We start from the raw sequence: 23,636 nt of genomic DNA on the forward strand, positions 1-23,636 counted from the left end.
CAAAAATGGATGAAAACAGAGAAAAAAGAAAGCGGCTCCGTGCAGTGCTCTCCTTTGTGCTCATGGCGGTGCTTCTGATGGTATTGTTTTTTGCAGCCATCAATATCGGAAGCCTGAAGGTTTCCTTCGGAGAGCTGATGAGAGGACTTTTTGTGGAGCGTATTGACGAAGTGGCAACCATCTATGACCTTCGTTTTCCGCGTATCATCATTTCCATGCTGGCAGGAGCCGCCATTGCGGTTTCCGGTGTTCTGTTCCAGGCGGTCCTTAAAAACCCACTGGCAGACCCTGGTATCATTGGTATTTCCAGCGGTGCCAGCTTTGCGGCAGTTCTGATCACAGCTTTTGCACCGGGACTGTATTTCTTTACTCCGCTGGTAGCGTTTTTTGGCGGCGTGGTCGCCTTTTTGATGGTTTACTGTCTGTCCTGGAAGGGCGGCTTAAGTCCTCTTCGTATTATCCTCACCGGTGTGGCAGTAGATGCATTGTTTGCCGGACTTTCCAGCGCTTTTAACAGCATGAGCGGTGGAAATATGTCCGGCGTGGCTTCCATCGTAGAAGCCAATATCACCCAGAAAACCTGGGATGATGTGACAACACTGGTTCCTTATGTTGTGGCAGGGCTTTTCCTGGCATGCCTGTTTATCGGAGAGTGCAACCTGATGTCTCTGGAAGATAAGACAGCACGAAGCCTGGGACTGAACGTCAATGCCACACGAATCGTGATCTCCCTGATCGCGGTACTTCTGGCAAGTATTTCCACAGCCATCGCAGGTGCCATCAGTTTCCTTGGGCTGATCGTGCCACATATCGGAAGGATCCTGGTGGGAAGTGACCACAGGGCACTGGTTCCGTTTTCCGCACTTGCGGGAGCCTTTACCTTCCTTCTGGCAGATACCATCGGAAGGACCATTGCAGCTCCCTATGAGATCAGTGCGGCAGTTGTGATGAGCGTGGTAGGTGGTCCGTTCTTTATCATTCTCTTAAGGAGGTCAAAAAAATATGGTGACTGATACACAGAATACGGAAAAAAAACGACCTGCCATGGAGGTAAAGAATGTATGCTTTTCTTATGGTAAAAACGAGATCTTAAAAGGCGCGTCCCTTAAGATCGAAAAAGGTAAGGTGACGACCATCATGGGAGCCAACGGATGTGGTAAATCCACACTTTTTTCCCTGATGACCAAAAACCTGGACCCTGCAAAGGGAAAAGTCCTTCTGGGAGGAAAAAACATCGCAAGGTTGCGTCTGAATGAATTTGCCAGAAAAGTGGCCATTGTACATCAGTACAATACGGCGGCGGATGACATCACCGTGGAGCGTCTGGTTTCTTTCGGAAGAACGCCTCATCTTGGTATGCTGGGGATCCGTGGAGAAGAGGATGAGCGGTATGTGAACTGGGCCATGGAAGTGACCAATGTTTCACAGTTTCGTGAGAGGGAATTATCCAGGCTTTCCGGCGGACAGCGCCAGCGTGTATGGATCGCCATGGCGCTTGCACAGGGAACCGAGATCCTTTTTCTGGATGAGCCGACTACATATCTGGATATCCGTTATCAGATCGAGATTCTGGAGCTTGTGCGGAGGCTGAACCGGGAATTTGGCATGACCATCGTTATGGTCCTTCATGACATCAACCAGTCGATCTATTTTTCCGACAAGATCATCGGTCTCGCCGGTGGAAAAGTCATCGTGGAAGGCGAGCCGGAAGAAGTGATCACGGAGGAAAGCATCCATGAACTTTATGGTATTGATCTGAAGGTGGCAAGAGTAGATGGACGTAAATTTGTTTTAACCGTCTAAAGCGTATATAAGAAAGGAAAAGAAAATGAGAAATCCATTGAGAATATTCTGGATCCTGCTGGGGTTTCTTTGCCTTGGACTTGGCACCATCGGAATTGTCCTTCCGATCCTGCCTACGGTTCCCTTTTATATGGCAACGCTGTTCTGCTTTGCAAAAAGCTCGGAACGGCTCCATACCTGGTTTATAGGAACAGACCTTTACAAAAAACATCTGGACAGTTTTGTGCAGAAAAGAGCCATGACGCTTGGAACCAAATGCAAGATCATCGGCATGGTGACCGTAGTTATGGTCATCGGATTTATCTGCATGAAAAATGTGCCTGTGGGAAGAATCTGCATAGCCGTTGTGTGGGTATGCCACATTCTGTATTTCTTCCTCAGGGTAAAAACTGTGGAGCCGGAGGTGTGAGCAGCCAATGATCAAGACAAGACTGGTGGGACTTTTATCCCACGCAAAAAAATATATCGTGTATACGATCCTGTGGCAGTGGCTTGCCCTGCTGTCCCAGGTGATCGCCGTTTTTTCCATTGCAGGGCTGCTGGAAAAAGTGATTTACGGTTCTGTTACTTCGGAAAGTGTGGAACGGACGGTTCTCACACTGATCCTGGTTGTTGTAATCCGCTTCTTCTGTGAGCGGATGGGCGCAAGGTCGTCCTATCTGGCCTGCGTGGATGTAAAGCGGATCCTCAGAGAAAAAATTTATGAAAAAATGCTGAAGCTGGGTGCTTCCTACAGAGAGCAGGTTTCCTCCTCTGAAGTGGTGCAGGTTTCCACAGAAGGTGTGGAGCAGCTGGAAACCTATTTCGGAAAATATCTCCCCCAGCTGTTTTACAGCCTGATCGCACCGGTAACACTCTTTGTGATCCTCTGCCGGGTGAGCTTAAAAGCCAGCGTGGTACTTCTGATCTGTGTGCCGCTGATTCCCATTTCCATTGTGGTGGTACAGAAGATCGCCAGGAAGCTTCTTAACAAATACTGGAGCATTTATACAGGACTTGGAGATTCCTTCCTGGAAAATCTTCAAGGTCTGACTACCCTAAAGATCTATCAGGCAGACCAGCAGAAAGCAGACGAGATGGATGCGGAGTCCCAGCGGTTCCGCCAGATCACCATGAAGGTTTTAACCATGCAGCTGAATTCCACCAGTGTGATGGATATTGTGGCTTACGGCGGTGCGGCCATTGGTATGGCGGTGGCGGTGACGGAGTTTCTACATGGGAATTTAAACCTTTCCGGAACCCTCTGCATTGTGCTTCTGTCCAGTGAGTTTTTTCTGCCGTTGCGGCTGCTTGGATCCTTTTTTCATATTGCCATGAACGGTATGGCTGCCAGTGATAAGATTTTCCGGATATTGGATCTTCCGGAGCCGAAAGCCGGAGAGAAAACTCTGCCGGAGGGCGGTCTGGATATTTCTTTTCGGGATGTGCATTTTTCCTATGAGAAGGACCGTGAGATCCTTGGTGGGATCGATCTTCAGGTTCCTGCGGGAAGCTTTGTTTCCCTGGTTGGAGAGTCCGGCTGTGGTAAGAGTACCATTGCGGGAATCCTTTCCGGAAAGAACCGGGAGTTTTTCGGTGATATCCGTATCGGAGGAGTTGCCCTCGGGGACGTTCGCGAAGATGACCTGATGGAACATGTGGTTCTGGTGCGCCACAACAGTTATCTCTTTAAGGGAACAGTTCGTGAAAATCTTCAGATGGCAAAAACGGATGTCACGGATCAGGAAATGCGTGAGGTCCTTAAGAAGGTCAATCTCCTTGGATTTCTGGATACCCAGAACGGGCTGGATACGGTCCTTCTGGAAAAGGCGGGAAATCTTTCAGGGGGTCAGTGCCAGAGGCTTGTGATCGCCAGGGCACTTCTTGCGGATGCCCCTGTGTACATTATGGATGAAGCCACCTCCAACATTGATGTGGAAAGTGAAGAGCTGATCATGGATGTTATTCATGAGATGGCAAAAACCAGGACTGTACTTCTGATCTCCCACAGACTTGCCAATGTGGTACAGTCCGATCAGATCTACTTCCTGAAGAACGGTGAGATCAGAGAATGCGGAAAGCATGAGGAACTGATGGCCCTGGGTGGCGATTATTGTCATCTGTATGAGAGCCAGAGTGCGCTGGAAAATTATGGGAAGGAGGGAAATGTGTGATGAGTGACAATAACGCACGTGAAATGGCTGAAACTCAGAAAAATATATACAGGCAGAAGACAGATATGGCCATGGCGGGAACAGATACAGCGAAAAAGCGAAGAAGTGCCATTGCTATCATGAGAAGTCTTATTGGTCTGGTGAAACCACTTCTACATATTATGGTGGCGGCTATTCTTTTGGGAACTGTGGGATACCTATGTGCCATTTTCCTGACCATCCTGGCAGGGCAGGTGATCCTCCATGGCCTGGTAGGAAGTGCAGCAGGTGCCGGGATTTCTGGTATTCCGGAGGTTGTTATAAAGAGTACCTGGCTTGCCGGAACTTCTGTGAAAGGGATCATTGCCGTTATGATCCTGATTGCGGTGCTCCGTGGTGTCCTTCATTATGTGGAGCAGTATTGTAACCATTTTATCGCGTTTAAACTTCTGGCGATCATCCGCCATAAGGTATTTGCGGTTTTGCGTAAGCTCTGCCCTGCGAAGCTGGAAGGTCGTGACAAAGGGAACCTGATCTCCATTATCACCACGGATATTGAACTTCTGGAAGTTTTTTATGCGCATACCATTTCCCCCATTGCTATTGCAACACTGACTTCTGTGATCATGGTAGTTTTTATCGGAAGATATCATGTGCTTGCCGGAGTTCTGGCTCTGGCCGCCTATCTGATCGTAGGTGTGGTGATTCCCCTGTGGAATGGAAAGCATGGAAGTCAGAAGGGTATGGAATTCCGTACGGAGTTTGGTGAGCTGAACAGTTTTGTGCTGGATTCTCTCCGCGGCCTTGATGAAACCATCCAGTACAATCAGGGTGAAAAGAGAAAAGGCCAGATGTCTGACCGTTCCCGGAAACTTGCAGGAATGCAGGAAGACTTAAGCCGTATGGAAGGATTTCAGAGATCATTTACGAATCTGATGATCCTGCTTGCGTCCTTTGGAATGCTGGCGCTGATGATTCATCTTTATGGAAAAGGCGAGATCGGTTTTGACGGAATCCTGACCTGTACCATTGCCATGATGGGATCTTTTGGCCCGGTTGTGGCACTGTCCAGTCTTTCCAATAACCTGAATCAGACTCTGGCAAGTGGTGAGCGTGTGCTTTCGCTCCTGGAGGAGAAACCACTGGTGGAGGAGATTCCGGATGGAATCGAGTTTCACGCAGTTGGAAGGTTTAATGATGTGGAGAAACAAGATGAATCCGGTGATGGATTTACAGGTGCAGAAGCCTCTCATGTGACATTCGCATATGAAGATGAAACCATCCTGGACGACTACTCCCTGAAACTTGCACCGGGTAAGATCACCGGTATCCATGGAGCCAGCGGTTCCGGAAAATCCACACTTTTAAAGCTTCTGATGCGTTTTTGGGATGTAAGTGCAGGCAGCATTTTCGTAGATAGCAGAAATGTAAAAGAGATCCCGACACGCAGGCTGCGGGATCTGGAAAGCTATGTGACACAGGAAACCCACCTGTTCCACGATTCCATCGCAAACAATATCGCCATCGCAAAACCAGGCGCAACCCGTGAGGAAATCATGGAGGCCGCAAAAAAAGCTTCCATCCATGACTTCATCATGACCCTTCCAAAAGGATATGACACAGAAGTCGGAGAACTGGGAGACACACTCTCCGGCGGCGAAAAGCAGAGAATCGGTATTGCAAGAGCCTTCCTCCACGACAGCCCACTCCTTCTTCTGGACGAGCCGACATCCAATCTGGATTCCCTGAACGAAGGCATCATCCTGAAGTCCCTGAAAGAAGATAATGCCAACCGTACCGTCGTGCTGGTGTCACACAGAACTTCTACAATGAACGTTGCAGATGTGGTGTATGAGATGGAGAATGGGAGAGTGTCATGATATAGATGCTCTTGTGAGAGCAAAATATATTGCGATTTCCGATACACATTTGCTATAATAGCTCCAGGAGACTATTGTGTTAAGTCCGATCTGAAAAGGAGCGCATATGACCTTATATCATGGAAGTAAAGATATAGTAGAGTATCCGGAAATCAGAAAAGCCCGATTTAACAAAGATTTCTATTTTGGCTTCTATTGTACTAACATCGAAAAACAGGCAGAACGGTGGGCAACAAGGTACGGAGAAAAGGGATACATCAATAGGTACGAGTATACAGAAAATACAGAATTAAAAATTCTTAAATTTGAGAAAATGACAGAAGAATGGCTGGACTTTATTATTTCCTGTCGAAGTGGACAAGCACATCAGTATGATATTGTGGAAGGACCAATGGCAGATGATACGATCTACAATTATCTGCAAAACTATCTGGATGGTAAGATCTCAAGAGCTGCTTTCTGGGAACTGGTAAAATTTAAATACCCCACACATCAGATCAGTTTTCATACAATTTCGGCATTGGATACTTTGAAATTTGCAGGAAGTGAGGTCATATATGGCGAAAAAAAATAATAACAATTTATTTTTTACCTGTAGCCTGATTGAGTATATAGGACGAAACAGAAAACAACATCGGCGGGAAATCACAGATTATCTTGGCAGGGAAAACATAAAGAGAATATACGATTATGCGGATGTATTTCACTGTGAGCCAATACAAAAAGTTGCAGCAGAGTTTATGGAACAATGCAATATTCCGGAAGGGGAATTTGACAATGTATCCATGTGCAGATATACGGTTCCGGATTACTGGGATATTGGAGAAGTATATGAGCGATTAATAGAAGACATATATGATGATGCGGAAATCGAAAAAGGAATATGGGATATTTATCATTCCTGGATTGATGCACATATTTCGGACTATAATACAGATTTTTATTATCAGCCGAGAGATTATATAGCAGCATGCTATAAAGCGGGAGAAATCCTGTAAAAGATAAACAGAAATTCAAATCGCAATTAATACTTGCATTTAACAGACATTGGTGTTACAATGAACGAAACTAAGAACTTGTTGGCATAGGAGTGGGCGAGAGCCCGCTCCTATTTGCTGAGAAGGAATTTGTTCAGAAACAGGCAGAAATAGGAAAGGCAGGTGGGAAGCATGAGCAGACGGGAAGAATATGAACAGAAGACAGAGGCGATCCTTACACCGATCGTGGAGTCCAGGGGCTTTGAGCTGGTAGACGTGGAGTATGTCAAGGAAGCCGGAACCTGGTATCTCAGAGGCTATATCGACAAGCCGGGCGGAATCACAGTCAATGACTGCGAGGACGTAAGCCGTGCGTTCAGCGATATACTGGATGAGCAGGATTTCATCGAGGACAGCTACATTATGGAGATCAGTTCTCCGGGACTTGACCGGCCTCTTAAAAAAGAAAAAGACTTTAAGAGAAGCCTTGGCAAGCTGGTGGAGATCCGTACCTACCGGCCCATCGAGAAACAGAAAGAATTCTGCGGTATTTTAAATGCATATGATAGTAACAGTGTGACAATCGATGAAGACGGCACAGAACGTACCTTTGATAAAAAAGATATTGCCCTGATTCGTCTCGCAATCGAATTCTAAAAGAGAATCGAATCTGTAAAATTCAGGAGGAAAAAAGAAAAATGAGCAGAGATTTAAGAGATGCGCTGGACGTTCTCGAAAAAGAGAAAAATATCAGTAAGGATACACTGCTGGAGGCAATTGAGCAGTCACTGATCCAGGCATGTAAGAACCATTTCGGAAAGGCAGATAACGTTCACGTTATGATCGATCCGGAGACCTGTGACTTCAGTGTTTACGCTGACAGAACTGTTGTAGAGCATGTGGAGGATCCGGCGCTGGAGATTTCTCTGGTGGATGCACAGAAAACAAACACGAACGCAGAGATCGGTGATGTTATGAAGGTTGAGATCCAGTCCAAGGAATTCGGACGTATCGCAACCCAGAATGCAAAGAATGTCATTCTTCAGAAAATCCGTGAGGAAGAGCGTAAAGTTCTTTACGATCAGTACTACGGAATCGAAAAAGAAGTGGTAACCGGTATTGTTCAGAGAGTAATGGGCAAAAATGTCAGCATCAACCTTGGTAAAGCAGACGCAGTCCTTACAGAGAACGAACAGGTAAAGGGTGAGACCTTCCAGCCAACCGAGCGAGTAAAAGTTTACATTCTTGAAGTTAAGGATACACCGAAGGGACCGCGTATCCTGGTTTCCAGAACACATCCCGGTCTTGTAAAGAGACTCTTCGAGTCCGAGGTTGCAGAGGTAAGAGACGGTACCGTTGAGATCAAGAGCATTGCCCGTGAGGCAGGCTCCCGTACCAAGATCGCTGTATGGAGCAACGATCCGGATGTAGATGCTGTGGGAGCATGCGTTGGTATGAACGGCGCACGTGTAGGTGCAGTTGTTAACGAGCTTCACGGTGAGAAGATCGATATCATCAACTGGGATGAGAACCCGGCGATCCTTATCGAGAATGCATTAAGCCCTGCAAAGGTTATCGCAGTTATGGCTGACCCGGATGAGAAGACCGCACTGGTCGTAGTTCCGGATTACCAGCTTTCCCTTGCTATCGGTAAGGAAGGACAGAACGCACGTCTTGCTGCAAGACTTACAGGCTTCAAGATCGACATCAAGAGCGAGACACAGGCAAGAGAGTCCGGTGACTTCTACGATGATTACGATGAGGAACACGAGGAAGCAGAAGAAGAAATGACAGAAGAGGCTGTTTCCGAAGAGATTGAAGAAGCAGAGGAAGATACAGAAGAGACAGAAACAGAAGCTGAAGAAACAGCAGATGGAGATGCCGAAGAATAATGAAAACGAGAACCAAGATTCCCATGCGTCAGTGTACCGGCTGCAGGGAAATGAAAAGCAAAAAGGAAATGATACGAGTTCTCAGGACAGCAGAGAATGAGATCATCCTGGACGCTACAGGTAAGAAAAACGGACGCGGCGCATACCTTTGTTTCTCAGAGGAATGCCTGGAAAAGGCTATCAAAAACCATGGCCTGGAGCGTTCCTTGAAAATGGCAGTTCCGGATGAAGTGTATCAGAACCTCAAAAAGGAGTTTGGATCAATTGAAAAACAATAAGGTTTTATCACTCATCGGACTTGCGACAAAAGCAGGAAAAACAGTGAGCGGAGAATTTTCCACAGAGAAATCCGTAAAAACAGGAAAAGGTTTCCTGGCACTGGTGGCAGATGATGCCTCCGAAAACACAAAAAAGAAATTTCGGAATATGTGTACCTATTATGAAGTTCCGTTATATTTCCTTTCAGACAAAGAGAGCCTGGGCAGAGCAATGGGCAAAGAATTCCGTGCCAGCCTTGCCGTGCAGGACGAAAATTTTGCAAAGGCGATCATGAAGGCGCTGGAAAAAGAATCCGGCAGATAACCTGCATGATACAGGCGTCTGTAAGGAGGTTTGACGATAGAAATGATAAAAGATAAATTCAACAGATCGGGAAAGGAGCAATATAGACAATTGGATACTCCAAAAACAGAAGAAAAGACAACAACGGTGAATACAGAGGGTAACAAATCTGAAGCACCGAAAAAGAAAAAAAATATCATCCGTGTATTTCATGCACAGAATGCCAGCGATGGCGGTAAAGGAAGAAGAAAACCGGCAGCAGGCGAGAGAAAGGGACCGGCACGTCCACAGAACGGCGGTCAGAGAAGCGCAGGAGCAAACACAAGAAACGGTGAGTCCGGTGAGCAGAGAAACGGTCAGAGTGGCCAGAATCGTACTCAGGGCGGAAGACCGCAGGGCAACCGTCCGGAAGGAAGAAGAGACGGAAATCGTGACGGAAGAACCTTCGAGGGAAGAAGAGACGGAGGAAATCGTTTTGGCGGAAACCGTTCCCAGAATGGCGAGGGACGTCCGGCAAGACAGGGCGAGGGAAACAGAGGCCCACGCCAGAATGACGGAAGAGGCGGAAGTCGTTTCAGCGGTGGAGCAAACCGTGGCCAGGGCGGAAGCTTTGAAGGAAGAAGAGACGGCGGAAACCGTTTCGGCGGCGGAGTAAACCGTGGCCAGGGAGGCCAGGGCGGACGTTCCGAAGGCGGAAGAGGCGGAGATAACCGTTTCGGCGGAGCAAACCGTGGTGGCCAGGGCGGCGGACAGCGTCCGGGACAGAGAAGAAGCGGGGGCTCTTCAGATGCTGTATTCACCCCGGAGCTGACCAAGACATCCAAGGACAGCAAGCGTGAGCGTGACAGAGAGAATAAGAACAAGAAGAAAGAATTCGAGAAAGGTACCCAGGGCGGACGCAGACCAAATCAGGGCGGACGCAGACCGAATTCCAGAATTCCGAAAGCACTTCAGAAACCGAATCCACAGCCGAAGCAGGAAGAGAAGAAACCGGAGATCAAGGAGATCACCATTCCGGAGAAGCTTACTATCCGTGAGCTTGCGGACGCGATGAAGATGCAGCCGTCAGTGATCGTTAAGAAGCTTTTCATGGAAGGGGTCATGGTAACCGTAAACCAGGAGATCGACTTTGAAAAGGCAGAGGAGATCGCACTTGGCTTTGATATCATTGCTGAGAAGGAAGAAAAGGTGGATGTGATCGCAGAGCTCCTCAAAGAGGACGAAGAGGACGAGGATGACATGGTTCCGAGACCTCCGGTAGTCTGTGTTATGGGTCACGTTGACCATGGTAAAACATCTCTTCTGGATGCTATCCGTAATACAAACGTAACCAGAGGCGAGGCCGGCGGAATCACACAGCACATCGGTGCTTACGTGGTAAATATCAAGGGCCAGAAGATCACATTCCTGGATACACCGGGACATGAGGCGTTCACAGCTATGCGTATGCGTGGTGCCAACGCTACAGATATCGCAGTTCTGGTCGTTGCCGCAGACGATGGTGTAATGCCGCAGACAGTAGAGGCAATCAGTCATGCAAAGGCAGCAGGTGTTGAGATCATCGTTGCCATCAATAAGATCGATAAACCAAGTGCAAATGTTGAGCGTGTAAAACAGGAACTTTCCGAGTATGAACTGATTCCTGAGGACTGGGGCGGAAGCACCATCTTTGTTCCGGTATCCGCACATACAGGAGAAGGAATTGAGAACCTTCTTGAGATGATCCTTCTTACTGCTGAGGTTTCCGAGCTCAAAGCCAATCCGAACCGTGAGGCAAGAGGTCTTGTTATTGAGGCTCAGCTTGATAAGGGTAAAGGACCGGTTGCTACTATTCTTGTTCAGAAGGGTACTCTTCATGTGGGAGATTTTATTGCTGCAGGTGCATGCAACGGTAAGGTACGTGCAATGATGGATGATAAGGGACGTCGTGTAAAAGAGGCAGGTCCGTCTACTCCGGTTGAGATCCTCGGACTTGGCGATGTTCCCAATGCAGGTGAGATCTTGATGTCCTTCGAGAGCGATAAAGAAGCCAAGAACTTTGCAGGCGCATTCGTTACAGAGAACAAGAGCCGTCTTCTCGAGGAGACCAAAGGCAAGCTTTCTCTGGATAACCTGTTTGACCAGATCCAGGCCAGCGATCTTAAGGAGCTTCCGATCATCGTCAAGGCCGATGTACAGGGATCTGTTGAGGCTGTAAAACAGAGTCTTACCAAGCTTTCCAACGAGGAAGTTATCGTTAAGGTGATCCATGGTGGCGTAGGTGCCATCAATGAGTCTGATGTTAGCCTTGCTGCAACATCCAATGCTATCATCATTGGCTTTAACGTACGTCCTGATACCACAGCAAAACAGCTTGCTGAGCAGGAGGGTGTTGACCTTCGACTTTATAAAGTCATTTATCAGGCAATCGAGGATGTAGAGGCAGCCATGAAGGGTATGCTGGATCCTGTATTCGAGGAGAAGGTTATCGGTCACGCAGAGGTTCGTCAGCTGTTCAAGGCATCCGGTGTCGGAACCATCGCAGGAAGCTATGTGCTGGATGGTACATTCCAGCGTAACTGTAAGGTTCGTATCACACGAGGTGAGGACCAGATCTTCGAGGGTGAGCTTGCATCCCTGAAGAGATTTAAGGATGATGTCAAGGAAGTTCGTGCCGGCTATGAGTGCGGCCTTGTATTTAATGACTTTAATGATGTCAAAGAAGAAGATAAAGTCGAAGCATATATCATGGTAGAGGTACCAAGATAGGAGTGATTCGTAATGAGAAAAAACAGCATTAAAAATACACGTGTGAATGGTGCAGTTCAAAAAGAACTCAGCACCATCATACACAGCGAGATCAAGGATCCCAGAATTCATCCGATGACCTCTGTGACAGCTGTTGAGGTGGCACCGGATCTTAAGACCTGCAAAGCCTACATCAGTGTGCTGGGCGAGAAACAGGCCAAGGATTCCACCCTCCGGGGCTTGAAGAATGCAGAGGGCTATGTTCGGAGAGAACTGGCCAGAAGACTGAATCTCCGCAATACACCGGAGATCCGTTTTGTTCTGGATGAGTCTATTGAATATGGTGTAAATATGTCAAAGAAGATCAATGACGTAATGAGTGGGATGGAAACAGAGGAATAGGTGGAAAAAATGAAAAACATTTCAGAAATACTGGAAAATGTAAAAACCGTTGGCATTGGCGGTCACATCCGTCCGGATGGGGACTGCATTGGTTCCTGTATGGCTCTGTATCTCTATATCCGGAAATATTTTCCTGATATAGAAGCAGATGTTTATCTGGAAGACCGAAAACCTGTATTTGATTACATTGACAGAATGGATGAGGTTAAGACAGAAGCAGAAGAAGATAAGGTGTATGATCTTTTTATCACCTGTGATGTCAGCGCACTGGACAGACTTGCAGTTGCCCGGAAATATTTTGATGCAGCAAAAAAGACAGCCTGCATTGACCATCATGTGAGCAATAACGGATTTGCGGATGTCAATCATGTAAGAGGCGAAATCAGCTCTGCCAGTGAAGTTCTTTACGGACTTCTGGATTCAGACAAGATCGATCGTTCCATTGCGGTTCCTATTTATACGGGAATGGCACATGATACCGGCGTGTTCCAGTATTCTTCCACAACACCGGAAACCATGAGGATCGCCGGAGAACTGATGAAAACAGGATTTGATTTCAGCAGGATCATCGATGAGTCCTTTTACCAGAAAACATATCTTCAGAATCAGGTCATGGGACGTGTCCTGGCAGAGAGTATTCTCCTTCAGGGCGGTAAGTGTGTGGTCGGATATCTGAAAAAACGGGAGATGGATTTCTACAGTGTGGAAGGAAAGGATCTGGAGGGAATCGTGAGCCAGCTCCGTCTGACTGCTGGTGTGGAGGTTGCGATCTTTATCTATGAGATGCAGACGCAACTCTTTAAAGTATCTCTCCGTTCCAATGGTAAGGTGGATGTAAGCAAGATTGCCGTATTTTTCGGAGGCGGCGGACATGTGCGTGCGGCCGGCTGTGATATGCAGGGCTCCATGTACGATGTGATCAACAACCTTACCGCTGAAATTGAAAAACAGCTTGCAGAGGAGTAAAGATAAGATCATGGACGGAATACTTGTGATCCGAAAGGAAAAAGGTTATACCTCTCATGATGTTGTTGCAAAGCTGCGTGGGATTCTCCACATGAAAAAGATCGGCCATACCGGGACTCTGGATCCGGCAGCAGAGGGAGTACTTCCTGTTGCACTGGGCAAGGGGACCCGGCTGGTGGAACTTCTTACAGAAAAAGAAAAAACATATGAGGCGGTTTTAAGGCTGGGAGTTTCCACAGATACCCAGGACATGACCGGAGCTGTTCTTTCTGAGAAACCTGTGACCGTCACGGAAGAGGAAGTCCGTGAGGCAGTGGGATCCTTTGTGGGAGAACAGCAGCAGGTCCCTCCTATGTATTCGGCCCTGAAGGTAAACGGAAAGAAGCTTTACGAACTGGCCAGAGAAGGAAAAACCATAGAGCGTAAGCCGCGCCCTGTGGTTTTTTATGAGATAAGGATACTGGATATGGAGCTTCCGCTGGTACGCATAAGCGTTACCTGCAGCAAGGGCACCTATATCCGTACACTTTGCAATGACATCGGAGAAAAATTAGGCTGCGGCGGAGCCATGGAAGAGCTGCTTCGGACCAGGTCCGGAAATTTCACTCTGGAAGAGAGCATGACACTTTCCCAGGTGGAGGAGGCGGTTGCCGATGGGACCATCGGGGAAAAGCTTGTTTCCATCGAGGATGTACTTTCCAAGTATCCGGTCCTTACCTGTACACCGGAGGGAGACAGACTTCTCAATAACGGAAACCCGCTTCCGGAAGAACTGGTACAGGGAGGCAGCAGGGAAGAAAAAGTCCGGATGTATAAAAGCAGCGGAAATTTCACAGGAATATACGGCTGGGATGAAAGAAAACAGAAATACGTACCCATCCGCATGTTTTTTGTATGACACTTTATAAAAACTTGCAGGAGCAGCAGAAGATATGGAATACTTGAAGATCGACGGAGAATTTCCGCGCCTTTCAAAGAGTGCGGTGACACTTGGAAAATTTGATGGCATACACCGTGGACACCAGAAACTGGTGGAGAAGATCCTGGAACAGAAAGAAAAAGGTCTGCAGACAGTCCTTTTTTCTCTTGGCATCGGCAGTCAGATGATCTTTACAAAAGAGGAACGATGTCAGCTTCTTGAGAAAGCAGGCGTGGATGTGCTGATCGAATGTCCGCTGGATAACCGGATCCGTCATATGAAGGCGGAAACCTTTATTAAAGAGATCCTGGTGGGAGATCTTCAGGCGGAGCATGTTGCAGTGGGAGAAGATTTCAGGTTCGGGTATGAACGCAAGGGAACACCACAGCTTCTGGAGACTATGGGAAGGAAGCTTGGCTTTACTGTGGATGTTGTTCCGAAAGAAATGGAAGGCCGCAGAAAGATCAGCAGTACATTTATCCGTGAGGAACTGAAAAAGGGAAATATGGAAAAGGTTAATGATCTGCTGGGAATCCCCTTTTTTGTGGACGGTGTGATCGAACATGGAAGAGGAATGGGACATAAGGTCCTTCTTCCCACTACTAATATCGTTCCTGCAAAAGAAAAGCTGATGCCGCCAAATGGCGTTTATGATACAGTGTCCCATTTTAAGGACAGAACCCTTTGCGGGATCACAAACGTAGGATATAAGCCAACCATCGGAGAGAAATTCCTGGGTGTTGAGACCTATCTTTTTGATTGTGATGAGGATCTGTACGGAGAGCCCTGCAGAGTGGAATTTTTTCATTATTCCAGACCGGAGAAGCGCTTTTCGTCCATAGAAGCACTAAAGCAGCAGCTCCTGAAGGATGCAGAAAAGGGAAAGGCTTATTTCCGCAGCCTCGAAAAATAAAAACTTTCGGGAAAAACTTTTCGAAAAAACAGTTTACAGGTCAGAAACCGTGTGCTATACTGTTCGAGGTGAAAAAAGCCAGTATTCAGAAGCCGGAGACTCCGACCACTTCTTAATACCCGGCGTTTAATTAAAATTTCAAGGAGGAAACAACAATGATTTCTAAAGAGAAGAAAACAGCAATCATGAAAGAGTATGCAAGAACAGAGGGTGACACAGGTTCACCGGAGGTTCAGGTTGCAGTTCTTACAGCAAGAATCCAGGAGCTTACAGAGCATCTTAAAACACACCACAAAGATCATCATTCCAGAAGAGGTCTTCTGAAAATGGTAGGTCAGAGACGTGGCCTTCTTGCTTATCTTAAGAAAACAGACATCGAAAGATACCGTGCACTGATTGAGAAATTAGGTTTAAGAAAATAATTGCTACGGGAGGGGCGGATGATTCCATCCGCCCCATTTTAACATGTGTGATAAACACAGACGGAATTACCGCAGGAGTGATTTCCGAGACTACTGAAAAGCCCATTTCCGGTCGAGATCTTTTTTTCAAAGGAAGTGGTCTTTTCAGTTGTTTCGGGCTCCTGTCAGATATTAATATAATAAGAAAAGGAGAACGAATATGTACAAAAGTTATTCCATGGAACTTGCAGGAAGAACACTGACTGTAGATATCGGACGTGTAGCGAAACAGGCCAATGGTGCTGCTCTTATGCACTACGGTGATACTACAGTCCTTGCTACTGCTACCGCATCCAAAGAGCCGAGAGAAGGAATCGATTTCTTTCCGTTAAGTGTTGAGTATGAGGAGAAGATGTATGCAGTAGGAAAGATCCCGGGAGGCTTCAACAAGAGAGAGGGTAAGGCAAGCGAGCATGCGATCCTTACATCCCGTGTTATCGACCGTCCGATGCGTCCGCTGTTTCCAAAGGATTACAGAAATGACGTAACTCTGGTAGATATGGTTATGTCTGTTGATCCGGAATGCAATCCGGAGATCCCGGCTATGCTTGGTTCTTCCATTGCAACCTGTATTTCTGATATCCCATTTGACGGTCCATGCGCAACCACACAGGTTGGTATGATCGACGGCGAGTTTATCATCAACCCAACACTTGCACAGAAGGCAGTTTCTGATCTTCAGCTTACTGTTGCTTCTACAAGAGAGAAGGTTATCATGATCGAGGCCGGAGCTAATGAGATCCCGGAAGATAAGATGATCGAGGCTATCTACAAGGCCCATGAAGTGAACCAGGAGATCATCAGATTCATTGACCAGATCGTAGCAGAGTGCGGAAAAGAGAAACATTCCTACGAGTCCTGTGCAGTACCTCAGGAGCTTTTTGATGAGATCAAGAAGATCGTTCCTCCGGAAGAGATGGAGGTGGCTGTATTCTCTGATGACAAGCAGACACGTGAGAATAACATCAGCGAGATCACTGATAAGCTGAAAGAAGCTTTTGCAGACAATGAGGAATGGCTTGCCGTTCTCGGTGAGGCTGTATATCAGTACCAGAAGAAGACTGTCCGTAAGATGATCCTCAAAGATCATAAACGTCCGGATGGACGTGAGATCAGACAGATCCGTCCGCTGGCTGCAGAGACAGATATCATCCCGAGAGTTCATGGTTCTGCCATGTTCACAAGAGGACAGACTCAGATCTGTACCGTTACCACACTTGCTCCTCTTACAGAGGCACAGCGTCTTGACGGACTGGATGAGTTTGAGACATCCAAGAGATATATGCACCACTACAATTTCCCGTCCTACTCTGTAGGTGAGACCAAGCCTTCCAGAGGACCGGGACGTCGTGAGATCGGTCACGGAGCACTTGCTGAGAGAGCACTGGTACCGGTACTTCCTACAGAGGAAGAATTCCCATATGCGATCCGTACCGTATCTGAGACATTTGAGTCCAACGGCTCCACATCCCAGGCAAGTATCTGTGCATCTACCATGTCACTGATGGCTGCCGGTGTACCGATCAGAAAACCGGTTGCAGGTATTTCCTGCGGACTTGTTACAGGTGAAACAGACGATGATTACATCGTTCTTACAGATATCCAGGGCCTTGAGGACTTCTTCGGAGATATGGACTTCAAGGTAGCCGGAACACATGACGGAATCACAGCGATCCAGATGGATATCAAGATCCATGGTCTTACAAGACCGATCGTTGAGGAAGCGATCCGCAGAACAAAAGAGGCAAGAGAATATATCCTGACAGAAGTTATGGAGAAATGTATCGACAAGCCTCGTACAACTGTTGGTGAGTTTGCTCCGAAGATCATCCAGATCCAAATCGACCCGCAGAAGATCGGTGATGTAGTTGGACAGAGAGGAAAGACTATCAATACGATCATCGAGCGTACAGGTGTGAAGATCGACATCACAGATGACGGCGCAGTTTCCATTTGCGGAACAGACCAGAAGGGTATGGATGAAGCAAAACGTATGATCGAGATCATCACTACCGAGTTTGAGGCAGGACAGATCTTTACAGGACGCGTAGTCAGCATCAAAGAGTTTGGCGCATTCCTTGAGTTTGCACCAGGCAAGGAGGGAATGGTACACATTTCCAAGATCTCCAAACAGAGGATCAACCGTGTTGAGGATGTTCTTACACTTGGCGACAAAGTTAAGGTTATCTGCCTTGGCAAGGACAAGATGGGAAGAATCAGCTTCAGCATGAAGGATGTACCGGAAGAAGCATAAATGATGAGATACCACAATATTACCAAGGACGATATGTTAAACGGAGACGGACTTCGTGTAGTGCTCTGGGTAGCCGGCTGTTCACACGGCTGCCGGGAGTGTCAGAATCCCATTACCTGGGATCCGAATGGAGGTCTGCCCTTTACGGACAGCGAGCGAGCTGAGATATTTGCAGAGCTGGACAAGGATTATATCAGCGGGATCACTTTCTCAGGAGGCGATCCTCTGCATCCTTCCAATATCGCTGAGGTAACAGCTCTTGCACGAGAGATCAGAGAGAAGTATCCGGATAAGACGATCTGGCTGTATACGGGTTCTCTCTGGGAAGAAATCCAGCAGTATGAGATCATCCATTATCTGGATGTATGCGTGGACGGGGAATTTCAGGTGGATAAGAAAGAAGTTCTTCTGAAATGGAAAGGCTCCTCAAATCAGAGGGTGATCGATGTACAGGCGTCACTTCGTGAGAACCGTGTGGTTCTGTATGCGGAGTGATCAGAGGTTTTTTCTGAAATTACCTATTGGGAGTGGAACGAAAAATGAAAAGAATTGCGAAATTTCACAAGGTAAGTTTTGAACAGTTTGCAAAGGACTGGAAAGATACCTTTGAACAGTATTCAGAAGAGGAAATCCGAAATATCTACGACAGTCTGAAGCTTCCGAAGAGAGCTACGACCGGAAGTGCAGGATATGATTTTTATGCACCTGTGGATGTGACCATGAAGCCAGGTGAGATCGTAAAGATACCGACCGGTATCCGTGTAGAGATGGAAGAGGGCTGGGTCCTGAAATGTTATCCGAGAAGCGGACTGGGATTTAAATTCCGGCTGCAGTTGAATAACACAGTGGGAATCATTGACAGCGATTATTTCTTTTCTGACAACGAAGGCCATATTTTTTCCAAACTGACCAACGATACAAGAGAAGATAAAACTATCCAGATCCCGGCAGGAACCGGTTTCATGCAGGGAATCTTTGTAGAATACGGAATCACCGTGGATGACGATGCGGACGCAGTAAGAAACGGTGGCTTCGGAAGTACCACAAAATAAAACGAAAGCCCGGAAGGTGGAGGTGTGATGACTACACACATCCGATTTCCGGGCTTGTTTTGTGTAATTACTATCTCTGGTAAATGCCTTGTTTAGCTGAGAAGTGTGTCGGCTTCCTCGTCTGCACGTGCTTTTTCAACGACTGCGTTAAAGGCATTTGCGGCAGCGTCGTACTCTTCATCATCTTCAATGTTTGCCAGCATCGGATCGCCGTCTGCTGTGCGGGAGAAGCTGTAGAGATAAACCTCGCCGGTCTCATTCTGGCCATTTTCATCCAGTGGGAGAAGTGCGATATATTCTTTGTTCTCTACAGGGAAAATAGTAAGGATGGCACATTCTACCTCAGTATCATCATCCATAGTCAGGGTGATGGTATGATGTGCCTCATCTACCTTGCTTTCGCAGTTAGCTGTGCAGGAAGCGCAGTCACTTGGTGCACATCCGCTTTTGTTAAATTCATCACTCATAAAAGAAATCCTCCGTTCTGCTGCTGCCTGTAAATAAGAGTGCAGCTCTGCATGATATAGAGAACATTTTAACATATATGACGTAGAACAGCAACAAAATAGTTATTGTTCACTTGTAGTATTCCGCAAAGCGTGTTACTGAGAACAGAGTGAACAGTAATACAAAATATTTGAGAGCCTGAGAAAACTTTCAAAATATTTTTGCTTAATCCGACAATGTGAGATATAATAAAAATATGACGAAAAAATGAGGAGAAAATATAAAAATATGAAATTTATTTCCTGGAATGTAAATGGGATCCGGGCCTGTATCACCAAGGGCTTTGAGGAACGCTTTCATGAGCTGGATGCGGATATTTTCTGCCTGCAGGAGACGAAATGCCAGCAGGGACAGGTGAAACTGGAACTTCCCGGATATCATCAGTACTGGAACTACGCAAACCGCAGAGGCTATTCAGGTACAGCCATTTTTACAAAGAGGGAGCCATTGTCTGCAGTTTACGGGATTGGGATAGAGGAACATGATAAAGAAGGACGTGTCATCACGCTGGAATTCGAAGAGTATTATTTTGTGACTGTATATACTCCCAACTCCCAGAGCGAGCTCCGCCGTCTGGAATACCGTATGAAATGGGAAGAGGATTTCCTGGCTTATCTCCTGAAACTGCAGGAGAAGAAACCGGTGATCTGCTGTGGCGACCTTAATGTGGCACATCAGGAGATCGATCTCAAGAATCCGAAGACCAACCGCAAAAATGCAGGCTTTACTGATGAAGAGAGAGCCTGCTTTACCAGAGCTCTCGAGAGCGGCTTTATTGATACATTCCGATATTTTTATCCGGATAAAGAGGGTGTTTACTCCTGGTGGTCCTATCGCTTCCGTGCACGAGAGAAGAATGCCGGCTGGCGTATTGACTATTTCCTTGTTTCCCCTTCCCTGAAAGAAAAGCTTCAGGATGCGAAGATCCACGGAGAGATCATGGGATCCGATCATTGCCCGGTTGAGCTGGATATTGATCTGTGACGGATTCGGCGAAAAGGATTTCTATGGATTTGAATAATAAAAAGGGAAAAGGAGGAGTTGCTTTGGCAAGCCGCAGATTAGGTCGAGTGGAGAAAGGTCAGCCGCTGATACTTGGAGCCAACAAAATGGAGGGCGGTTATAATTTTGCAGTGGAGGCATCGGAAGATTCCGAAGTGTCCCTGCTTTTATATAAAAAAAGAGGAGCTGCCTCACCGGTGGAGATTGTTTTTCCAAAGGATTTCCATACAGGACGAGTGTGGGCACTGAAGCTGTGCAGTGCTTCTCTGAAGGATTTTGAATATAATTATAAAATAGACGGTGAGATCGTGCAGGATCCGTATGCATACGGACTTCACGGGAGAGAGCATTTCGGAGTACCTTACGATCCGGAAAAGGATGTCCGCTGTCGCTTCCTTAATGAGAATGTTTCCGGCTGGGAAAATGAAACTGCACCGGCAGTAGAATATGAAAATATGATCCTGTACAAGCTTCATGTCCGTGGTTATACGAAGCTTGCCAGAAAGATGGTTTCCCATAAGGGGACCTTTCTTGGCCTGACAGAGATGATCCCTTACTGGAAAGAACTAGGGATCAATGCCATTGAACTGATGCCTGCCTATGAATTTTGTGAGGTTCCGATCAGTAAACCGAAGGAAAGTAGTGAACACATCAAGACTCGCCGAAAGGAAAATGTAGTGAATTACTGGGGCTATGCATCCGGCTTTTATTTCAGCCCGAAGAGTGCTTACTGCAGTACCAGAGAACCGGAGCAGGAATTTCGGTATATGATCCGGGAACTGCACAAGAACGGCATTGCCTGTATCATGGAATTCTATTTTCCAGAGGAAACAGATAGCCTGATGGCTCTTCGAGCCCTGCAGTTCTGGAGAGATTTTTACCATGTAGATGGATTTCATGTGCTGGGAGAGGGATTTAACCGGGAGATGCTTCTTCGGGACGGAATCCTTTCCGGAGCAAAACTGATCTTCCAGGGCTTTGATTTTGATCATTTTTACAGAGGAAAGCTTCCGGCCAGACGTTGCGGAGCGGAGAGCAATATGAATTTTCTCCAGGATATGCGCCGTTTCCTGAAAAGCGATGAAGGTATGGTGGAGGCTGCAGCATGGCATATCCGTCATAACAGCGAGAATCATGGAGTGATCAATTACATGGTCTGCCAGGATGGATTTACCATGAATGACCTGGTGAGCTACAATTATAAGCATAATGAGGCCAATGGCGAGGGCAATCTGGACGGAAGCAGCTATAATTATTCCTGGAACTGCGGTGTGGAAGGTCCTACCCGTAAGGTTTCCGTCCGTCAGATGAGGGAGCGCCAGATCAAAAATGCCTTTCTGATGATGCTGTTGAGTCAGGGTGTTCCCATGATCTATCACGGTGATGAATTCGGCAATTCCCAGAGTGGAAACAATAATGCCTACTGTCAGGATAATGCTACCGGATGGACAGACTGGAAGGGCTTTTCCAGAAACCAGGGACTGAGGGAATTTGTAAAGGATGCCATTGCTTTTCGTAAGGTCCATCCCGTTCTTCATATGCCGGTGGAACTGAAAGGGGTAGATTATCTGACCAAGGGGTTCCCGGATGTGTCTCTTCACGGGGAACGTGCCTGGTATCTGAGCTATGAGAATACCAGCAGGCTTCTCGGTATGATGTATTACGGAGCCTATGCAAGGGAAAAAGAGGATCTGGAGGCTGCAGAGGATGATTTTATTTACATCGGCTATAATTTCCACTGGGAAAACCGAAGCCTTGCTCTGCCCAATCTCCCGGAAGGTATGTGCTGGAAAAAAATCGCAGATACCTCTCTTCACGGAACAGGATTCTGTCTGGAGGAGGAAGAAGAATATAAAAAATCAATCGAAATAGGTCCCCGCGCCATTGTGGTATTGCTGGGCAGACAGGAGGCGGAGAAAGATGCGATCATGGCACCCGTGGCTGCACTTCAGGACCATCACGAGGCATAAGCTTCTGGTGATGAAATATTGTTTTCGTATCGGGTTATATAAGCAGGGGTTGCTTCATGACCTGTCCAAATATTCCCCGACGGAATTTCTGGTAGGCTGTAAATATTATCAGGGGACAAGAAGTCCTAATAACGCAGAACGTGAGGCAACCGGCGTATCCATGTCCTGGCTGCACCATAAGGGAAGAAACAGACACCATTTTGAACATTGGGTAGACTATTCCCTTGACGGTGAGCATGTGATCATGGGAGCCAGAATGCCCAGAAAATATGTGGCGGAAATGGTCATGGACCGGATCAGTGCATCCAGAAATTATCTGGGAGAGGAATATACCTATCATGAACCATTACAGTATTTTCTGAAAAGCAAGGAGAAGCTGTGGTTTATCCACCCACAGACAAAGAAAGAACTGGAGGGACTTCTCCGGATCCTGGATAAATACGGAGAGGATAAGACCCTATGGTATATCCGCAATGTATATCTATGTGATAACCGTGGAAAAAGAGTGAAAAGCCCCAGGAAAAAGCTTCGAAATCACAGATAGGGGTGTATTTTTGGCAGGTTGTCTGATATAATATTCAGATATCAGGAGGAAGAATGAATGGATACACCAACAATTGCGAAATACTATAGAGAGAAAGATCCCATGGAGCGTCTGAAGCTTCTGGAGCAGTCCATTGCAGCAGGAGAAGAACCGGAAGAAAACAGGATCCGCAAGGAACTCTGGGAGATCCGTTACAGCGATAAAGCTGAGACTGGTGATACCAGGGCAGACGGTTATCTCGGTCTCTGGATGACCATGGAGTTTAACCGGAATTCCGCTTCCAGATTCTTTGGTACAAGAAGTGCGAAGAAAGAGATAGGCAAGTATCTTAAGAAACTGAAATTTCAGGAACTCCAGGAAAGGGGCGGCCTTTATGAGGAGCTTCTTTACCGGGAATGCTGTCATCTGGTTCTGGTCTACATGGATCTCTGTCAGACAGATAAATCCTATAACACAATGATTTTCGGCCTGATCCACATCAAGGAGGACAGTGCGAAGGCCAAGGTCCAGAGAGACATCAGGGAAACAGCTGTGGAGCTTCCGGCTAATCTTGGAATGGAAGCTGAGCTTGGAATCATCACAAGAGCTGCCAGAGAGATCTACAGGCAGTATTATCCCAACGAAGGAAACATTTAGGAGGCCGGAGCGCTTCCGTTTCAGGCTGTCTGAATACT

25 protein-coding genes are annotated in these 23,636 nt (G+C 46.9%); 24 read left to right on the top strand and 1 reads right to left on the bottom strand.

What is annotated here, in order from left to right; all coding sequences use genetic code 11:
• Positions 1-5: 5 nt before the first annotated feature.
• From MUB50_RS10940 to MUB50_RS11035, 20 genes are all read left to right on the top strand, one after another.
• The gene (locus tag MUB50_RS10940; protein WP_144093493.1) at positions 6-1,013 is read left to right on the top strand and encodes a FecCD family ABC transporter permease; all 1,008 of its coding nucleotides are present in this window, start codon (positions 6-8) and stop codon (positions 1,011-1,013) included.
• Positions 1,003-1,803: an ABC transporter ATP-binding protein gene (locus MUB50_RS10945; RefSeq protein WP_244790971.1), complete on the top strand. Its 801-nt coding sequence runs from the start codon at positions 1,003-1,005 to the stop codon at positions 1,801-1,803. Before MUB50_RS10940 ends, MUB50_RS10945 begins: the two co-directional genes overlap by 11 nt.
• 25 nt (positions 1,804-1,828) lie before the next feature.
• The gene (locus MUB50_RS10950) at positions 1,829-2,212 is read left to right on the top strand and encodes a YbaN family protein (RefSeq protein ID WP_244790973.1); all 384 of its coding nucleotides are present in this window, start codon (positions 1,829-1,831) and stop codon (positions 2,210-2,212) included.
• A 7-nt stretch (positions 2,213-2,219) separates the two neighbouring features.
• Complete coding sequence (locus MUB50_RS10955; RefSeq protein WP_244790975.1) at positions 2,220-3,956, top strand: ABC transporter ATP-binding protein/permease; 1,737 nt, start codon at positions 2,220-2,222, stop codon at positions 3,954-3,956.
• A 71-nt stretch (positions 3,957-4,027) separates the two neighbouring features.
• Positions 4,028-5,815, top strand: coding sequence for an amino acid ABC transporter ATP-binding/permease protein (locus tag MUB50_RS10960; RefSeq protein ID WP_244790993.1), 1,788 nt, complete (start codon positions 4,028-4,030; stop codon positions 5,813-5,815).
• A gap of 106 nt (positions 5,816-5,921) precedes the next feature.
• Complete coding sequence (locus tag MUB50_RS10965) at positions 5,922-6,389, top strand: DUF3990 domain-containing protein (RefSeq protein WP_244790977.1); 468 nt, start codon at positions 5,922-5,924, stop codon at positions 6,387-6,389.
• The gene (locus tag MUB50_RS10970) at positions 6,373-6,813 is read left to right on the top strand and encodes a hypothetical protein (RefSeq protein WP_138276326.1); all 441 of its coding nucleotides are present in this window, start codon (positions 6,373-6,375) and stop codon (positions 6,811-6,813) included. The genes MUB50_RS10965 and MUB50_RS10970 overlap by 17 nt, the downstream gene beginning before the upstream one ends.
• A gap of 171 nt (positions 6,814-6,984) precedes the next feature.
• Entirely contained in the window at positions 6,985-7,449 is a 465-nt protein-coding gene (gene rimP / locus MUB50_RS10975; protein WP_021650312.1) for a ribosome maturation factor RimP, read from the top strand.
• Between the two features lie 41 nt (positions 7,450-7,490).
• Positions 7,491-8,684 carry a transcription termination factor NusA gene (gene nusA, locus MUB50_RS10980; protein WP_114001441.1) on the top strand — a complete coding sequence of 398 codons (1,194 nt, stop codon included), beginning with the start codon at positions 7,491-7,493 and terminating at the stop codon, positions 8,682-8,684.
• Positions 8,684-8,962 carry an RNase P modulator RnpM gene (gene rnpM, locus MUB50_RS10985; RefSeq protein WP_138276325.1) on the top strand — a complete coding sequence of 93 codons (279 nt, stop codon included), beginning with the start codon at positions 8,684-8,686 and terminating at the stop codon, positions 8,960-8,962. Before nusA ends, rnpM begins: the two co-directional genes overlap by 1 nt.
• Positions 8,949-9,266, top strand: a complete 318-nt coding sequence (locus MUB50_RS10990; protein WP_021650310.1) for a L7Ae/L30e/S12e/Gadd45 family ribosomal protein — start codon at positions 8,949-8,951, stop codon at positions 9,264-9,266. The genes rnpM and MUB50_RS10990 overlap by 14 nt, the downstream gene beginning before the upstream one ends.
• Positions 9,267-9,308: 42 nt before the next feature.
• Entirely contained in the window at positions 9,309-11,993 is a 2,685-nt protein-coding gene (gene infB / locus MUB50_RS10995) for a translation initiation factor IF-2 (protein ID WP_244790980.1), read from the top strand.
• 12 nt (positions 11,994-12,005) lie between these two features.
• On the top strand, positions 12,006-12,374 hold the full coding sequence (gene rbfA / locus MUB50_RS11000; RefSeq protein ID WP_015525797.1) for a 30S ribosome-binding factor RbfA: 369 nt from the start codon (positions 12,006-12,008) through the stop codon (positions 12,372-12,374).
• 9 nt (positions 12,375-12,383) lie between these two features.
• Entirely contained in the window at positions 12,384-13,340 is a 957-nt protein-coding gene (locus tag MUB50_RS11005; RefSeq protein ID WP_022426620.1) for a DHH family phosphoesterase, read from the top strand.
• Between the two features lie 7 nt (positions 13,341-13,347).
• Entirely contained in the window at positions 13,348-14,238 is an 891-nt protein-coding gene (gene truB, locus MUB50_RS11010; protein WP_420314112.1) for a tRNA pseudouridine(55) synthase TruB, read from the top strand.
• Between the two features lie 34 nt (positions 14,239-14,272).
• Positions 14,273-15,172 (top strand): bifunctional riboflavin kinase/FAD synthetase, encoded by a 900-nt coding sequence (locus tag MUB50_RS11015; RefSeq protein WP_244790982.1) that lies wholly within the window; start codon positions 14,273-14,275, stop codon positions 15,170-15,172.
• Positions 15,173-15,327: 155 nt separating this feature from the next.
• Positions 15,328-15,594, top strand: a complete 267-nt coding sequence (rpsO, locus tag MUB50_RS11020) for a 30S ribosomal protein S15 (RefSeq protein WP_015525801.1) — start codon at positions 15,328-15,330, stop codon at positions 15,592-15,594.
• Between the two features lie 199 nt (positions 15,595-15,793).
• Positions 15,794-17,887 carry a polyribonucleotide nucleotidyltransferase gene (locus tag MUB50_RS11025; protein ID WP_118625421.1) on the top strand — a complete coding sequence of 698 codons (2,094 nt, stop codon included), beginning with the start codon at positions 15,794-15,796 and terminating at the stop codon, positions 17,885-17,887.
• A 3-nt stretch (positions 17,888-17,890) separates the two neighbouring features.
• Positions 17,891-18,382, top strand: coding sequence for an anaerobic ribonucleoside-triphosphate reductase activating protein (nrdG, locus tag MUB50_RS11030; RefSeq protein ID WP_118513778.1), 492 nt, complete (start codon positions 17,891-17,893; stop codon positions 18,380-18,382).
• Positions 18,383-18,426: 44 nt separating this feature from the next.
• Positions 18,427-18,939 carry a deoxyuridine 5'-triphosphate nucleotidohydrolase gene (locus MUB50_RS11035; RefSeq protein ID WP_138276324.1) on the top strand — a complete coding sequence of 171 codons (513 nt, stop codon included), beginning with the start codon at positions 18,427-18,429 and terminating at the stop codon, positions 18,937-18,939.
• A gap of 92 nt (positions 18,940-19,031) precedes the next feature.
• On the opposite strand, the gene MUB50_RS11040 is transcribed toward MUB50_RS11035, so the two are convergent.
• A complete protein-coding gene (locus MUB50_RS11040) occupies positions 19,032-19,406 on the bottom strand; it encodes a DUF1292 domain-containing protein (protein ID WP_244790984.1) in 375 nt (124 codons plus the stop codon).
• A 268-nt stretch (positions 19,407-19,674) separates the two neighbouring features.
• Here MUB50_RS11040 and MUB50_RS11045 point away from each other — a divergent pair, with 268 nt between their 5' ends.
• From MUB50_RS11045 to MUB50_RS11060, 4 genes are all read left to right on the top strand, one after another.
• The gene (locus tag MUB50_RS11045) at positions 19,675-20,430 is read left to right on the top strand and encodes an exodeoxyribonuclease III (RefSeq protein ID WP_021977111.1); all 756 of its coding nucleotides are present in this window, start codon (positions 19,675-19,677) and stop codon (positions 20,428-20,430) included.
• Between the two features lie 62 nt (positions 20,431-20,492).
• Complete coding sequence (locus MUB50_RS11050) at positions 20,493-22,418, top strand: Type II secretory pathway, pullulanase PulA and related glycosidase (RefSeq protein ID WP_138276323.1); 1,926 nt, start codon at positions 20,493-20,495, stop codon at positions 22,416-22,418.
• Positions 22,369-22,962, top strand: a complete 594-nt coding sequence (locus MUB50_RS11055; RefSeq protein WP_227752332.1) for a DUF5662 family protein — start codon at positions 22,369-22,371, stop codon at positions 22,960-22,962. The genes MUB50_RS11050 and MUB50_RS11055 overlap by 50 nt, the downstream gene beginning before the upstream one ends.
• A gap of 57 nt (positions 22,963-23,019) precedes the next feature.
• Positions 23,020-23,598 carry a DUF6553 family protein gene (locus MUB50_RS11060; RefSeq protein WP_118625423.1) on the top strand — a complete coding sequence of 193 codons (579 nt, stop codon included), beginning with the start codon at positions 23,020-23,022 and terminating at the stop codon, positions 23,596-23,598.
• Positions 23,599-23,636 lie beyond the last annotated feature (38 nt).

This window comes from Blautia sp. NSJ-140, from assembly GCF_022868965.1.
In the GTDB taxonomy this organism is placed as follows: Bacteria; Bacillota; Clostridia; order Lachnospirales; family Lachnospiraceae; genus Blautia_A.